This is a genomic window from Streptomyces sp. NPDC086147 (assembly GCF_040702165.1).
GTDB lineage: Bacteria > Actinomycetota > Actinomycetes > Streptomycetales > Streptomycetaceae > Streptomyces.
The window spans coordinates 308,340-323,135 of record NZ_JBFBJO010000003.1 but is presented as its reverse complement, the minus strand read 5'-3'; the positions used below and the strand labels follow the sequence as shown (position 1 = coordinate 323,135).

The following is a 14,796-nucleotide window of genomic DNA, read 5'->3' as shown; positions in this document are numbered from 1 at the left end:
TAAAGTGGGGCAATGCGCACCGAGGACGTCCTGGCCGCGATCGCGACCGGCCTGTGGCGCTGGGACAACGCCTCCGGGACCGTCTCGCTCGACGCCGAGGCCGCCCGGCTGCTCGGGCTGCCCGCCGAGCCCGTACGGCTCGGCGAGGCGGCCGTACGGGCCCGTTTTCATCCGGTCGACTGGAACGAGATCGACGGGGTGGTGAACCTCGCCGTCGCCGAGGGCACCCTCGCCGAGTCCCGGCTGCGGATCATGGACGAGCACGGGCGGGTGATCCGTACGGTACGGACCCGGTCCAAGCCGTTGCGGGAGGGAGGCGACCACCAGCTCGTCGGCACGCTCCAGGAGGTCGCCGGGCCGGCGCCGGGCGCCGCCTCCCGGACCCCGGTCACCGGCGACTGGCGCCGCTCCCGCGAGGCCTTCCTGCTCGACGCGGGCCGGGCGCTCGCCGAGGCGCGGTCGACGGCCGAGGTGCTGCGGGTGGCCGCCTCCCTGTCCATGCCGGGCTTCTCGCCGGACGGGCTCGCGGTCTTCGGGGTCTCGGGCGACCGGCTGACGATCATCGGGCACCACGGGCAGAGCCACGACGACGAGGGCCCCTTCGCGTCGATGTCGCTGGACACCGACTACCCGGCGGCCGAGGTGGTCCGCACGGGCCGGGCGATCTACCTGCCGTCGCCCGAGGAGTACCTGCGCCGCTTCCCCGTCACCTGGCCGCTCGCCCAGCGCTTCGGACGCCGCTCCTGGGCCTTCGTGCCGCTGGTCGTCGCCGGGCGCACGATGGGGGCCTGGATGGCGGCCTTCAAGCACCTGGTGGCCTTCACGCCCGACGAGCGGTCGGTCCTGGCCACGGTGGCGCGGATGCTGGCGCAGGCCCTCGCACGCGCGGGCGTGGCCGAGTCGGAGCGCGAGCTGTCGCTCGGCCTCCAGCGGACGATGATGCCGGTCCTGGGGCCGGGGATCCCCGGCCTGCGGGTGGCCGCGCGGTACGTGCCGACCGGCGGCGGGCTCCAGGTCGGCGGCGACTGGTACGACGTGATCCGGCTGCCCGGCGGCGCCTCGCGCCCCGACGGCGGCGGCGCGGGCCGGATCGCCCTGGTCATCGGGGACGTGCAGGGGCACGACGTGCGGGCGGCGGGCCTGATGGGGCAGCTGCGGATCGCCCTGCGCGCGTACGCCTCCGAGGGGCACCGGCCGGACGCGGTCCTCTCCCGGGCCTCGCGCTTCCTGTACGGGATCACGGACGGCGACGACGGGGAGAGCGAGAGCGGCCCCCGGTTCGCGACCTGTCTCTACCTGGAGGTCGACCTGGAGACGGGGACGGTGGAGATCGCGCGGGCGGGGCACCCGGACCCGGCGGTGCGGACGACCGACGGGACGGTGCTGCTGCGGCCCACGGCCGGCGGCCTGCCCCTCGGCGTCGAACCCGACACCGACTACCCCACCACCCGGATCGCGCTCGACCCCGGCGAGACCCTGATGATCTGCACCGACGGCCTCCTGGAGACCGGCGGGCACGATCTGGACACCGGCTGGGAGCGGGTCCGGAAGATCCTGGAGTCCCACGACGGCGAGGACCTGGAGGAGCTGGCCGACACCCTCGTGGAGGCCGTCCACGGCCCCGGCTCGCACCACACCACGGGCCCGCTCGCGGACCGGCGCGAGGACGACATCGCCGTCCTGCTGCTCTCCCGCCGCCCCGCCGGGTCCGTACGGGAGGCCCCGCGCCGCACCCTGATGACGATCGCCCAGGCGGAGCCGGAGCGGATCGCGGAGGCGCGGGAGCAGGTGCGGCAGCTGCTGCACGACTGGGCGGACGGGGACCAGCTCGACTCGGCGGTCCTGATGGTCTCCGAGATGGTCACCAACGTCCTCGTCCACACGGACGGCGACGCGCTCCTGGTCGCGGAGGTCGCCTGCGACGGGGCGTCCCGCCGACTGCGCGTGGAGGTCTCCGACACCAGCGACGAGCTGCCGCACCGGCGCCGGCCGGGCGAGATGGCGTCGAGCGGGCGCGGCCTGGTCCTGATGGAGATGCTGGCGCACGCGTGGGGCGTCGACCCGCGCGGCGAGGGCAAGTCGATCTGGTTCGAGCTGAACGAGCCGGGGACGACGGAGGGCTGTTGCGGTTAGGGCCTAGGCCCCGGGCCCGTCCGGCGCGCCGGGGCCGTCCCCCGACCCGTACCGCCCCCGCAGCTCCCCCAGCACCCCCGTCGCCGCGGCCGTCAGGGGGACGGCCAGGAGCATGCCGAGGATGCCCGCGACGGAGGCGCCGGCCGTGATCGCGAGCATGACGGCCGCCGGGTGCATGTGGACGGTCCTGCTCTGCACCATGGGCTGGAGCAGGTGCCCCTCGATGACCTGGACGGCCAGGACGACGCCGAGCGCCCACAGGGCGATGACGAAGCCGCGGTCCGCGAGGGCGACGAGGACCGCGACCGCGCCGGAGAGGAAGGCGCCGAGGTAGGGGATGTACGCGGTGACGAAGACGAGCGCCGCGAGCCCGACCGCCCCGGGCACGCGCAGGACGAGCAGCCCGATGCCGATGAGGGTCGCGTCGACCAGGGCGATGAAGGTCGTGCCGCGCATGAAGCCCTCGACGGCCTCGAAGGCGCGGCGGGCCATGGCCTCGACGACGTCGCCGGTGTCGCCGGGCACGAAGGAGCGCAGGGCGCCGGCGGCCCGGTCCGAGTCGCGCAGGAAGAAGAAGATCAGGATCAGGGCCAGGACGGCGGTGGCGATCAGGTGGCCGACGACGCTGATCCCGGAGATCACCCCGGAGGCGGCGGTCCCGCCGAACCGCTTGAGGAGGGTCTCGGCGTTCCCGCTGAGGTCTTCGAGGGAGGTCCCGACCGCGCCGAAGTGCTTCGTGATGTCCTCGGCGGCCTGCCGGAGCGAGGCGACGATCTGGTCGCCGGTGTCGACGAGGGCGGCGACGACGATGTACGTGGCGCCGCCGACGACCGCGAGGACGGCGGCGACGGTGAGCGCGGCGGCGAGGGACTTCTGGACCTTCATCCGCAGCAGGCGGCGGTGGAGCGGGCCGAGGAGGGCGGTGCCGAGGATCGCGAGCAGGGCGGGCGTGACGGCCGTCTTGAGCTCGACGCACAGCCAGATCCCGACGGCGGCGACCCCGGCGACGAGCAGCAGGACGGCGCACCAGGCGGCGGTCCGGCGGGCGGGTTCGGGAAGGAGCGGTCGTCCGGTGGTCGTCTGCACCCGACCACCGGACCACGCCGCCCGGCGCGCCGTCGCGCGCTGACGGTCCGTACGGGTGACGACTCGTCAGGGGAGGACGTACGGGCCGGGGAGCACGTACGGGCCGGGGAGCACGTACAGGCCGGGGAAGGCGTACGGGCCGGTGCGCGCGCCCCGGCCCGTGACCCCGTGCTCCTTACTCGTTACTCGCCCATCCCGTGGACCGCCGGGATCGTGCCGAGGCGGCCCGCCTGGAAGTCCTCGAAGGCCTGGCGCAGTTCGGCCTGGGTGTTCATGACGAACGGGCCGTAGTGGGCCATGGGCTCGCGGATCGGGCGTCCGCCGAGGAGGACGACCTCCAGGTCCGGGGTGTTGCCGTCCTGCTTCTCGTCGGCGCGGACGGTCAGGGCCCCGCCCTTGCCGAAGACGGCGGTCTGGCCGGTGTGGACCGGGCGCCGCTCGGCGCCGACGGTGCCGCGGCCGGCGAGCACGTACGCGAGGCCGTTGAAGTCCTCCCGCCAGGGGAGGCTGATCTCGGCGCCGGGGCGCAGGGTGGCGTGGATCATCGTGATCGGGGTGTGGGTGATGCCGGGGCCCTCGTGGCCGTCGAGCTCGCCCGCGATGACGCGGAGCAGCGCGCCGCCGTCGGGGGAGGTGAGCAGCTGGACCTGGCCGCCGCGGATGTCCTGGTAGCGGGGGGCCATCATCTTGTCGGAGGCCGGCAGGTTCACCCACAGCTGGAGGCCGTGGAAGAGGCCGCCGCTGACGACGAGGGACTCCGGCGGGGCCTCGATGTGGAGGAGGCCGGCGCCGGCGGTCATCCACTGGGTGTCGCCGTTGGTGATGGTGCCGCCACCGCCCTGGGAGTCCTGGTGGTCGAAGGTGCCGTCGATGATGTAGGTGACGGTCTCGAAGCCGCGGTGGGGGTGCCAGGGCGTGCCCTTGGGCTCTCCGGGCGCGTACTCCACCTCGCCCATCTGGTCCATCATGATGAACGGGTCGAGGTACTGGTAGTTGATCCCCGCGAACGCCCGGCGGACCGGGAAGCCCTCTCCCTCGAAGCCGGAGGGGGCGGTGGTCACGGCGAGCACGGGACGGGCCGGGGCGTCGGCGGGGGCGGCGACGCGCGGCAGGGTGAGCGGGTTCTCGACAGTCACGGCGGGCATGGCGGGACCTCCTTGGGCGACCTTGCACATCCACTTTAGTTGAACGATGAACTTCCTGCCACCCGGAACGCGGAACGCCCGGGAGGAATTCCCCCCGGGCGCCCCGTCGTGGCGCGTGAACGCGTCAGCCGTACATCCGCCGCATCGCGAAGTCGACCATCTGCTCCACGGCCTTCGCGTCGAAGACCATGCGGTGGTCGCCCTCCATGTCGAGCACGAAGCCGTAGCCGGTCGGGAGCAGGTCGATCACCTCGGCGCCGGTGATCACGAAGTACTTCGACTCCTTGCCCGCGTACCGCCGCAGCTCCTTGAGCGAGGTGAACATGGGGATGACCGGCTGCTGGGTGTTGTGCAGGGCCAGGAAGCCGGGGTTGTCGCCGCGCGGGCAGTAGACCTTGGAGGTCGCGAAGATCTGCTGGAAGTCCTCGGCGGCCAGGGTGCCGGTGGTGAAGGCGCGCACGGCGTCCGCGAGGGAGGGCGGCGAGGGCTCGGGGTAGAGCGGGGCCTGCTGCCCGTACCCGCCCTGCGCGCCCCCCGGCATGCCGGCCTGCATCCCGCCCTGCTGGGGCGGGATGTACTGCTGCTGGGCGGCACTACCGTCCGCGTGCTGGCCGTATCCGTACATGGGGGCAGCCTATCGAGCGGCGGGGGGCCGTCGGGGGCCCGCGCCCCTTACCCGCCGGTACGTCCGAGGCGTGGGACGGGTGGGGCGGAAGGGGCCCACGAGGCCCGTGCGGCACGGGAGGAGGGCGAGGCGCGTCACAGATGCGCGCCAGGGGTTGCCCTTATTACTGACGGGTAGCATCATGGTGGAGAGCGTTTTGCTACTCACTGGTACGTGTACGAGGAACCTCCCTCCCCGAGCCTTACGGAGCCGTCGCCATGGGGCACTACAAGTCGAATCTCCGCGACATCGAGTTCAACCTCTTCGAGGTCCTCGGCCGCGACAAGGTGTACGGCACCGGTCCGTTCGAGGAGATGGACGTCGAGACCGCCAAGAGCATCCTCGACGAGATCCGCCGCCTCGCCGAGAACGAGCTCGCGGAGTCCTTCGCCGACGCCGACCGCAACCCGCCGGTCTTCGACCCCGAGACCAACACCGCCCCGGTCCCGGCAAGCTTCAAGAAGTCGTACGACGCCTTCATGGAGTCCGAGTACTGGCGCCTGGGCATCCCGGAGGAGATCGGCGGCACCGTCTCCCCGCGCTCCCTGATCTGGGCCTACGCGGAGCTGCTGCTCGGCTCGAACCCGGCCATCTGGATGTACTCCTCCGGCCCGGCGTTCGCCGGCATCCTCCACAACGAGGGCAACGAGGCGCAGAAGAAGGTCGCGCGGATCGCCGTCGAGAAGCGCTGGGGCTCCACCATGGTCCTCACCGAGCCCGACGCGGGCTCGGACGTCGGCGCCGGCCGCACCAAGGCGGTCCAGCAGGAGGACGGCTCCTGGCACATCGAGGGCGTCAAGCGCTTCATCACCTCCGGCGAGCACGACATGGAGGAGAACATCCTCCACTACGTCCTCGCCCGCCCCGAGGGCGCAGGGCCCGGCACCAAGGGCCTCTCCCTCTTCCTCGTCCCCAAGTACGAGTTCGACTGGGAGACCGGCGAGCTGGGCGCCCGCAACGGCGTGTACGCCACCAACGTCGAGCACAAGATGGGCCTCAAGGCCTCCAACACGTGCGAGATGACCTTCGGCGACCAGCACCCCGCCAAGGGCTGGCTGATCGGCGACAAGCACGACGGCATCCGCCAGATGTTCCTCATCATCGAGTTCGCCCGCATGATGGTCGGCACGAAGGCGATCTCCACCCTCTCCACGGGCTACCTCAACGCCCTGGAGTATGCCAAGGAGCGCGTCCAGGGCACCGACCTGGCCAACTTCATGGACAAGGCCGCGCCCAAGGTCACCATCACGCACCACCCCGACGTCCGCCGCTCGCTGATGACGCAGAAGGCGTACGCCGAGGGCATGCGCTCCCTCGTCCTCTACACGGCCTCCGTGCAGGACGAGATCGCGGTCAAGGAGGCGGCCGGCGAGGACGCCAAGGCGCTGCACGGCCTGAACGACCTGCTGCTCCCGATCGTGAAGGGCTACGGCTCCGAGAAGGGCTACGAGCAGCTCGCGCAGTCGCTCCAGACCTTCGGCGGCTCCGGCTTCCTCCAGGAGTACCCGATCGAGCAGTACATCCGGGACGCCAAGATCGACACCCTCTACGAGGGCACCACGGCCATCCAGGGCCAGGACTTCTTCTTCCGGAAGATCGTGCGCGACCAGGGCGCGGCCCTGAACACGCTGTCCGAGGAGATCAAGAAGTTCCTCGCGGTCGGCACCGGCGGCGAGGAGCTGTCCGGCGCCCGCGACGCGCTCGCCAAGGCGGCCGTCGACCTGGAGGCCATCGTCGGCACGATGATCACCGACCTCACCGCCACCGGCGAGGACGTCAAGAACATCTACAAGGTCGGCCTGAACACCACCCGCCTGCTGCTCGCCTCCGGCGACGTCGTCGTCGGCTACCTGCTCCTCAAGAGCGCGGCCGTCGCCGCCGAGAAGCTGGCCGCCGGCGCCTCCGGCAAGGACGTGCCCTTCTACCAGGGCAAGATCGCGGCCGCGAAGTTCTTCGCCGCCAACGTCCTGCCGGGCGTCTCCGCCGAGCGCGCGCTCGCCGAGGCCGTCGAGGGCTCGCTGATGGACCTGGACGAGGCCGCGTTCTAGGACCGCTGTCCGCAGCGGCCGGGAACACCTCTCGTCCACCACAGGAACGGCTCGTCCCCGGGGAGGGGGGCGGGCCGTTCCGCCTTCCCGGGGACCTCGGCCTCCCCGTCAGCCCCCTGCGTAAGGTGAACCCCATGAGCAGCGCAGCTTCCCGTACCGCCGCGGGCCCCTTCGACCGCGGGCACACCGACGACCTCATGGCCTTCCTCTCGGCCTCCCCCTCGCCGTACCACGCGGTCGCGAACGCGGCCGAGCGGCTTGAGAAGGCCGGATTCCGGCGGGTCGAGGAGACCGCGGCCTGGGACGCGACCAGCGGCGGGAAGTACGTGGTCCGCGGCGGCGCGATCATCGCCTGGTACGTGCCGGAGGGCGCCGCCGCCCACACCCCGTACCGGATCGTCGGCGCCCACACCGACTCGCCCAACCTGCGCGTGAAGCCGCGCCCCGACATGGGCGCGCAGGGCTGGCGGCAGGTCGCCGTCGAGGTCTACGGCGGCACCCTCCTCAACACCTGGCTCGACCGCGACCTCGGCCTCGCGGGCCGCCTGACCCTGCGCGACGGCGGCCACCGCCTGGTGAACGTCGACCGGCCGCTGCTGCGCGTCCCGCAGCTCGCCATCCACCTCGACCGGCAGGCCAACGACGGCCTCAAGCTCGACCGCCAGCGCCACATGCAGCCGGTCTGGGGCATCGGCGACGTCCACGAGGGCGACCTGATCTCCTTCGTCGCCGACGAGGCCGGCGTCGACGCCGAGGACGTCACCGGCTGGGACCTGATGGTCCACGCCGTGGAGGCCCCCGCCTACCTGGGCCGCGACCGCGAGCTGCTCGCCGGGCCGCGCATGGACAACCTGCTCTCCGTGCACGCCGGCACCGCCGCGCTCGCCTCCCTCGCGGGCCGCGACGACCTGCCGTACATCCCGGTCCTCGCCGCCTTCGACCACGAGGAGAACGGCTCCGAGGCCGACACCGGCGCCCAGGGGCCCCTGCTCGGCAACGTCCTGGAGCGCTCGGTGTACGCCCGGGGCGGCGGCTACGAGGACCGGGCGCGCGCCTTCGCCGGCACCGTCTGCCTCTCCTCCGACACCGGCCACGCGGTCCACCCCAACTACGCGGAACGGCACGACCCGACGCACCACCCGCGCGTCAACGGCGGCCCGATCCTCAAGGTGAACGTCAACCAGCGCTACGCCACCGACGGCAGCGGCCGGGCCGTCTTCGCCACCGCCTGCGAGAAGGCGGGCGTGCCCTGGCAGTCCTTCGTCTCCAACAACGACATGCCCTGCGGCACCACGATCGGCCCGATCACGGCCGCCCGCCACGGCATCAGCACCGTGGACATCGGCGTCGCGATCCTCTCCATGCACAGCGCCCGCGAACTGTGCGGCGCGGAGGACCCGTTCCTCCTCGCGAACGCGCTGGTGGCGTTCCTGGAGGGCTGAGTCCCGGGCGGGGGCGGGACCGGCGGCGAAACATCCGCGAAAGGTCCCGCCCGGCAGGCTCGTCCCCATGCACCGTCATGAGGGTCCGCCGCCGCGGAAGTTCGTCCCGTTCGCCGTCGTCGGCGTGCTCGCCGCCCTGACCGGGACGGGGCTGCTGATCGGGGCGTACGACGACCGGCCGCCGTGGGGCACGGACATCGCGTACGAGGGCGGGTACGTCCTGGCCTCGCGGATCCGCGGGTACGACGTGGACGGGTCGCGGACGAAGGCGCTGATCGCCGGGGGGTGCGTGCGGATGGAGCGGGAGGGGCAGGGCGGCGACCGGGCCGTCCACGACCCGGCCGCCTGGGTGGCGGGCTGCCTGGACGGGGCCTCGGGGCGCCCGTCCAGGAACCAGGGGCTCGTGCGCTAGACGGTCAGGCCTGCTCGTCCATGCCCGCCAGGATCAGCGGCAGCCGGGAGACGCCCGTGTCCGTGACCTTCACCGGGACGCCCCAGTCCTGCTGGTGGACGTGGCAGGCCGGGTACTCGTTGGCCGGGTCGTCGTCGCAGGAGGCGGCCATCGCGGAGACGTGCAGGACGCCCTCGGTGAGCTCCGGGTTCAGGTCCAGCTCGCGGAAGAGGTCCGTGCCCGTGCCCTCGCCGCCGAGCAGCAGCTCCGGCGGGGTCGAGGAGACCAGGAGCCGGGTCGAGGGGCCGTAGCGCTCGTCCAGCTTCTGGCCGGTCGGGGCGCGGAAGACGACGTCGAGGCGGAGGCGGCCGGGGGCGACCTCGGTGGCCTCGCGCCGGGTGCGGTGGGCGACCGCCTCGACCCGGACGGCCTCCTCGGGCAGCCGCAGCCGGGTCAGCCGGTGCCGGGCGGACTCGACGACCACGATGTCCCCGTCCACCAGGACCGCGTCGCTCGGCTCGCGCAGATCGGTGGCGAGCGTGGTGACCTCGCCGGTGGCGGGGTCGTAGCGGCGCAGGGCGTGGTTGTACGTGTCGCTGACGGCGACCGAGCCGTCGGGCAGGGCGGTCACGCCCAGCGGGTGCTGGAAGAGCGCCTGGCCGGCGTCGCCGTCGCGGTGCCCGAAGTCGAAGAGCCCGGTGCCGACGGCGGTGCGCACGACGCCGTCCGCGTCGATCCAGCGCAGGGCACTGGTCTCGGAGTCCGCGATCCACAGCCGGTCCTCGGTGGCCGCGAGGCCGGAGGGCTGCGCGAACCAGGCCTCGGCGGCGGGGCCGTCGACGAGCCCCTCGTTGGTGGTCCCGGCCGCGACCCCGACGGTCTTCGTCTCCGGGTCGTACGTCCACAGCTGGTGGACGCCGGCCATGGCGATCCACACCTTCCCCCGCCACCAGGCCACGTCCCACGGCGAGGACAGGTCGACCTCCAGGGCGGGCCCCGAGGTCGGGGACCCCTGCCACCACTGCTTGCCGGTGCCGGCGATCCGCTCGATCGCGCCGCTCTCCGGGTCGTACGTCCGCAGGGCGTGGTTCACCGTGTCGGCGACGACGACCTTGCCGTCGGGCAGCCGCACGAGGCCCTGCGGCTCGCGGAAGACGCCCTCGCCGATGCGGCGCACGACGGTCTCGCCGTCCGCCGCCAGCTCGACGAGCTGGTGCCGGGTGGTGTCGGAGACCAGGAAGTTCCCGGAGGGGAGGGTGATCGCCTTGCCGGGGAAGCGCAGGTCGGTGGCGACAGGCTCGGGCGCCACGTACGGCCCGTCGCCGCGCCGCAGCGTCCCCTTGGCCTCGTGCTCGGCCTCCAGCTCCTCCACGAGGGTCCGGATGGCGTTGGCGTGCCCCTCGCCCGCGTGCTGGGCGACGACGTACCCCTCGGGGTCGATCACCACGAGCGTCGGCCAGGCGCGCACGGCGTACTGCTTCCAGGTCGCGAGCTCCGGGTCGTCCAGTACGGGGTGGTGCACCTCGTACCGCTCGACGGCGTCCACCACGGCCTGGTGCTCGGCCTCGTGCACGAACTTCGGCGAGTGCACCCCGACGATCACCAGGGTGTCGCGGTGCTTCTCCTCCAGGTCGCGCAGCTCGTCGAGGACGTGCAGGCAGTTGACGCAGCAGAAGGTCCAGAAGTCGAGGAGGACGATCTTCCCCCGCAGGTCGGCGAGGGTCGGTCGTTCTCCGCCGGTGTTCAGCCAGCCGCCCTTGCCGATCAGCTCGGGGGCGCGGACACGGGCACGTCGGGGCGCGGAGGTGGGCGCGGGATCGTTCATGGTTCCAAGGGTGCCGTACGGGTGGAAAGTGGGGGTCGGGCGGGGGCGGAGGGCGTGTCCGGGAGCGGGTTCCGGGGCGGGGGCCGGTCAGCATGGCGAGCATGGCGGAGCACGTGGGCAGATCATCGGACTATTCCCGCTGTCGGGTGAGTGCCGGTTTACTCGTGGCGGTGCTGCTCGCGTCCGCCCTCCTGGAGGGGTCCGTGTGGGCCGGCGGGGTCGGGGACGGCGACCTGCGGCTGACCGTGACCGTGAACGGCCGGCCCGACAGCGACCGCCGGCCCCCGGAGGTACGGGTCGGGACGTGGGTCGTGAAGCGGTACCGGCTCCTGAACCTGAGCGAGGCGGACCTGCACCGGGTGCGGGTCCTCGACCCCGGCGCCCCCGCCGGGTCCGTGCGGTGCCCGGCGGCGCCGCTCCTCGCGGCCGAGGAGGTGGAGTGCGTGGCCCGGTTCCGGGCCGTGGCGGGGAGACACGTGCATCCCGTACGGGCCGAGGGCGACGTCCCCTCCTCGCACACGCGGCTCACCGCGACCGCCCGCGCCGGGTACGTCGGGGTCGCCGGGGTTCTCCAGCTCACGGAGGAGGTGGTGGTCGCGACTCCGGGGGCGGAGGCGGGGCCTGGGGCGGGTGTGGGGTCGGGGTCGGGGCCAGGTGTGGGGCCTGGGTCGGGGTCGGGGTCGAGTGCGGGTACGGGTACGGGTACGGGTACGGGTGCGAGCGCAGGTGCGGGTTCGGGTGCGGCCGTGGCCACCGTGACGTACACCGTCGCCAACCAGGGGAACCTTCCCCTCTACGCCGTGCTGGTCGAGGACCCCGGGCTCGCCCTCGCGCCCGGCGCGCCTGACTGCGGGGGACAGGGCGGGACCGTGGCCGTCCTCGCCCCGGACACCTCCGCCCTGTGCCGATCGACCGTACGGCTCCGCCCGGGGACCTACCGGAGCGCCGGCCGCGCCTCCGGGAGCGACCGGGCGACCACGTTCGGGGCGGGCGGCGAACGGGTCTCGGCGCCGGTGCTCACGGCGGGGGCCTCGGCCGTCTTCGTGGTGCGGGAGGCGGCGGCGGTGAGGACGGGCGGGGCTCCGGGAGCGGGCGGAACTCCGGCTCCGAGGGCTTCGGGGGCGGCCGGAGCTTCGGCGACGGCCGGGGCGGTTCCCGGCGCTCCCGGCGCTCCCGGCGCTCCCGGCGCTCCCGGCGCTCCGGGGGCTCCAGGGGCCCTCGCGGGAGCGGATTCGGGAGCAGGTGCAGGCGCAGGCACAGGCGCGGCCGGAAGGCTCGCGGGCCCCGTCGTTCCCGGTGCGGGGGCCGTACCCGGAGCCGTACCCCCCGGAGCCGTACCCCCGGGCGGCGTGTCCCCCGGAGCCGTACCGCCCTCCTCCGTGCCCCCGGGAGGAACCGTTCCCCCTCCCGGGCTCCGGCGGGCCGACGGGCTCGACGACGAGGGGTTCCTCGGGCGGGTGCGGCGGCGGGGGCGGGAGGCGCGGGAGCTCGGGGTGGCGACGATGCTGCTGTTGATCCTGATCCCGGCGGCCGTCGCCGCCGCGCTGCTCGGCAGCAGGAGGAAGTGACCGTGGTCCTGCTCGAAACCCTCGTCGTCGTCCTCGGGGTCGCGCTCGTCGCCGCCCTCGCCGTGTTCGCCAAGACCAGGCTCTTCCCGGTCGGGGAGGACGAGGAGCCGCGCGAGGACGTGGCCGAGTACATCGCCATGATGGTGTCGGTCCTCTACGCCGTCGTCCTCGGCCTCTGCCTGGTCTCCGTCTGGGAGACGCGTTCGGCCGCCTCCGACCACGTGCAGGCCGAGGCGAGCGCCCTGCACCAGACGTATCTGCTCGCGGACGCGCTCCCGCTCGCCCAGCGGGAGCCGGTGCGCGACGCGGCCCGGACGTACGCGAGCCACGTCGTGGACGTCGAGTGGCCCGCGATGGTCGGCCGCGAACCGCTCGACGCCTCGGGCTGGACGCTGCTCGACCAGCTGCGGCGGGCGGGCGAGGTGACCCGCTCCGACCGGGTGTCCGAGCAGATCGCGGCCCAGGAGCTGCTGGCCCAGCTCGGTTACGTGGACGACGCGCGGCGCGGCCGGGAGGCGGCGGCGCAGGAGCGGCTCTCGCCCGTGCTGTGGACGGGGCTGCTGATCGGCGGCGTGCTGACGCTCGCGTTCATGTTCCTCTTCGGGATCAAGCGGAGCACGACCCACGTGGTGATGGTGATGGGCCTGTCCGGGTTCATCGCCTTCACGGTACTGCTGATCCATCAGCTCGACTCGCCGTTCGGGGAGATGCTCGGGGCGGGTCCGGACGCGTTCACCCGCTACTTCGGGTGAGAAGCGGCTCCGGCCGGGCAGGAGTAACCGGGTGAAATATCTCGTACGGGACAAGATCTTCGCGATCGGCGACGACTACTGGATCGAGGACGAGGACGGCCGCCACGCCTTCCTCGCCGACGGCAAGGCCATGCGGCTGCGCGACACCCTGGAGCTGAAGGACCCCGACGGACAGGTCCTGATCACCCTGCGGCAGAAGATGTTCAGCCTGCGGGACACCATGACGATCGAGCGGGACGACCGGCCGCTGGCGACCGTCCGCCGCAAGCGGCTCTCGCTGCTGCGCAACCACTACCGGGTGACGCTGGTCGAGGGCACGGAGTTGGACGTCAGCGGCCGGATCCTGGACCGGGAGTTCGCCGTCGAGTACGAGGGCGAACTCCTGGTCCACGTCTCCCGGCAGTGGTTCCGCGTCCGCGACACGTACGCGGTGAACGTGGTCCGGGAGGACGCCGACGCCGCCCTCATGGTCGCGGTGGCGGTGTGCGTGATCCGGATGGCGGAGCGGGAGCGGGAGGACTGAGGGCCCGTCAGGCCGCCTTCTTCCATGCCTGGTCCAGTGCCTGCTCCAGGTCCGCCCACAGGTCCTCGACGTGCTCGATGCCGACCGAGATCCTGACCGTGCCGGCGCCGATGCCCGCCGCCGCGAGGGCCTCCTCGTCGAGCTGGTGGTGGGAGGTGGAGGCCGGGTGCATCACCAGCGTCTTCACGTCGCCCAGGGAGACGCTGAGCGAGACGAGCCGGACCGCCTCGACGAAGGTGCGGCCCGCCTCCCGGCCGCCCGCGAGGTCGACCGAGACGACTCCGCCGCCGCCGGAGGGCAGCAGGCGCGCGGCGATCTCCCGGTCCGGGTGGTCCGCGAGGGACGGGTGGCGGACGGCGGCGACCGCCGGGTGCGCGGCGAGGCGGGCCGCGAGCTCGGCGGCGTTCGCGCACTGGCGCTCGATGCGCAGGGAGAGGGTCTGCAGCCCGCGCAGGGTGAGCCAGGCGGCGAACGGGTCGGTGGAGGCGCCCTGTTCGACGGCGTGGCGGCGGACCCGCCCGTACAGCTCGCGGTCCTTGAAGACGGCGATCCCGCCGAGGACGTCCGCGTGCCCGGCGAGGTACTTGGTGGCGGAGTGGATCACGACGTCGGCACCGTGGTCGAGGGGGCGGCAGAGCAGCGGGGAGGCGAAGGTGTTGTCGACGGCGACCGGGATCCCCGCCTCGGCGGCGACGGCGGCGAGGGCGGGCAGGTCGGAGACGCGGGTGGTGGGGTTGGCGATGGTCTCCAGGTAGAGCAGGCGGGTCTCGGGGCGCAGGGCCGCCCGCACCTCCTCCGGGTCCGTGCCGGAGACGTACGTGACGTCGACGCCCCAGCGGGCGGCGAGGTCACCGAGGACCGCGTACGTGCCGCCGTACAGGCAGGTCTGGGCGACGACGTGGGCGCCGGAGCCGAGGAGGGAGAGGAGGACGGCGTTGACGGCGCCCATGCCGGAGGCGAAGGAGAGGCCGGAGGCGCCGCCTTCGAGGCGGGCGACGGCGTCCTCCAGGGTGCGGACGGTGGGGTTGCCGAGGCGGGCGTAGAGGAAGGCGTCCGGGGAGGTGAAGCCCTCGGCGAGGGCGTCGGCGGAGTCGAACGCGAAGACGTGGTTCTGGTGGAGGGGGACACCGAGGGGCCTGCTGCCGGTGAGCTCGACGTGGGGCGGGTGGACGGTGAGGGTCTCGGGCCGGGTCATGAACCCAGTCTGGGAAGGGGCGGC

Annotated in this window: 12 protein-coding genes; 7 read left to right on the top strand and 5 right to left on the bottom strand. The window is 73.3% G+C overall.

Annotated elements, in window-relative coordinates:
- The first annotated feature begins 12 nt into the window (after positions 1 to 12).
- Positions 13 to 2,133: a SpoIIE family protein phosphatase gene (locus AB0398_RS09535; RefSeq protein ID WP_366373322.1), complete on the top strand. Its 2,121-nt coding sequence runs from the start codon at positions 13 to 15 to the stop codon at positions 2,131 to 2,133.
- Positions 2,134 to 2,136: 3 nt separating this feature from the next.
- Here the strand turns inward: AB0398_RS09535 and AB0398_RS09530 are convergent, their stop codons facing one another.
- The 3 genes from AB0398_RS09530 to AB0398_RS09520 form a co-directional block, all read right to left on the bottom strand.
- Positions 2,137 to 3,219 carry an AI-2E family transporter gene (locus AB0398_RS09530; protein ID WP_366373320.1) on the bottom strand — a complete coding sequence of 361 codons (1,083 nt, stop codon included), beginning with the start codon at positions 3,217 to 3,219 and terminating at the stop codon, positions 2,137 to 2,139.
- 182 nt (positions 3,220 to 3,401) lie between these two features.
- Positions 3,402 to 4,364 (bottom strand): pirin family protein, encoded by a 963-nt coding sequence (locus AB0398_RS09525; RefSeq protein ID WP_366373318.1) that lies wholly within the window; start codon positions 4,362 to 4,364, stop codon positions 3,402 to 3,404.
- A gap of 124 nt (positions 4,365 to 4,488) precedes the next feature.
- A complete protein-coding gene (locus tag AB0398_RS09520; protein WP_366373317.1) occupies positions 4,489 to 4,989 on the bottom strand; it encodes an SseB family protein in 501 nt (166 codons plus the stop codon).
- Positions 4,990 to 5,246: 257 nt separating this feature from the next.
- On the opposite strand from AB0398_RS09520, the gene AB0398_RS09515 reads away from it, so the two are divergent.
- From AB0398_RS09515 to AB0398_RS09505, 3 genes are all read left to right on the top strand, one after another.
- Positions 5,247 to 7,076 carry an acyl-CoA dehydrogenase gene (locus AB0398_RS09515; protein WP_366373315.1) on the top strand — a complete coding sequence of 610 codons (1,830 nt, stop codon included), beginning with the start codon at positions 5,247 to 5,249 and terminating at the stop codon, positions 7,074 to 7,076.
- A 134-nt stretch (positions 7,077 to 7,210) separates the two neighbouring features.
- Entirely contained in the window at positions 7,211 to 8,518 is a 1,308-nt protein-coding gene (locus AB0398_RS09510) for a M18 family aminopeptidase (RefSeq protein ID WP_366373313.1), read from the top strand.
- 67 nt (positions 8,519 to 8,585) lie between these two features.
- Positions 8,586 to 8,930: a hypothetical protein gene (locus AB0398_RS09505; protein WP_366373312.1), complete on the top strand. Its 345-nt coding sequence runs from the start codon at positions 8,586 to 8,588 to the stop codon at positions 8,928 to 8,930.
- Positions 8,931 to 8,934: 4 nt separating this feature from the next.
- Here AB0398_RS09505 and AB0398_RS09500 read toward each other — a convergent pair whose 3' ends face one another.
- A complete protein-coding gene (locus AB0398_RS09500; protein ID WP_366373311.1) occupies positions 8,935 to 10,734 on the bottom strand; it encodes an NHL domain-containing thioredoxin family protein in 1,800 nt (599 codons plus the stop codon).
- 146 nt (positions 10,735 to 10,880) lie between these two features.
- Here AB0398_RS09500 and AB0398_RS09495 point away from each other — a divergent pair, with 146 nt between their 5' ends.
- Genes AB0398_RS09495 through AB0398_RS09485 form a run of 3 tightly spaced genes read left to right on the top strand, consistent with a single transcriptional unit; the run spans position 10,881 to position 13,577 of the window.
- Positions 10,881 to 12,302, top strand: a complete 1,422-nt coding sequence (locus AB0398_RS09495) for a hypothetical protein (RefSeq protein WP_366373309.1) — start codon at positions 10,881 to 10,883, stop codon at positions 12,300 to 12,302.
- A 2-nt stretch (positions 12,303 to 12,304) separates the two neighbouring features.
- Entirely contained in the window at positions 12,305 to 13,054 is a 750-nt protein-coding gene (locus AB0398_RS09490; RefSeq protein ID WP_366373308.1) for a hypothetical protein, read from the top strand.
- A gap of 31 nt (positions 13,055 to 13,085) precedes the next feature.
- Complete coding sequence (locus tag AB0398_RS09485) at positions 13,086 to 13,577, top strand: LURP-one-related family protein (RefSeq protein ID WP_366373307.1); 492 nt, start codon at positions 13,086 to 13,088, stop codon at positions 13,575 to 13,577.
- A gap of 7 nt (positions 13,578 to 13,584) precedes the next feature.
- Here AB0398_RS09485 and AB0398_RS09480 read toward each other — a convergent pair whose 3' ends face one another.
- Positions 13,585 to 14,772, bottom strand: a complete 1,188-nt coding sequence (locus AB0398_RS09480) for an aminotransferase class I/II-fold pyridoxal phosphate-dependent enzyme (RefSeq protein ID WP_366373305.1) — start codon at positions 14,770 to 14,772, stop codon at positions 13,585 to 13,587.
- Positions 14,773 to 14,796 lie beyond the last annotated feature (24 nt).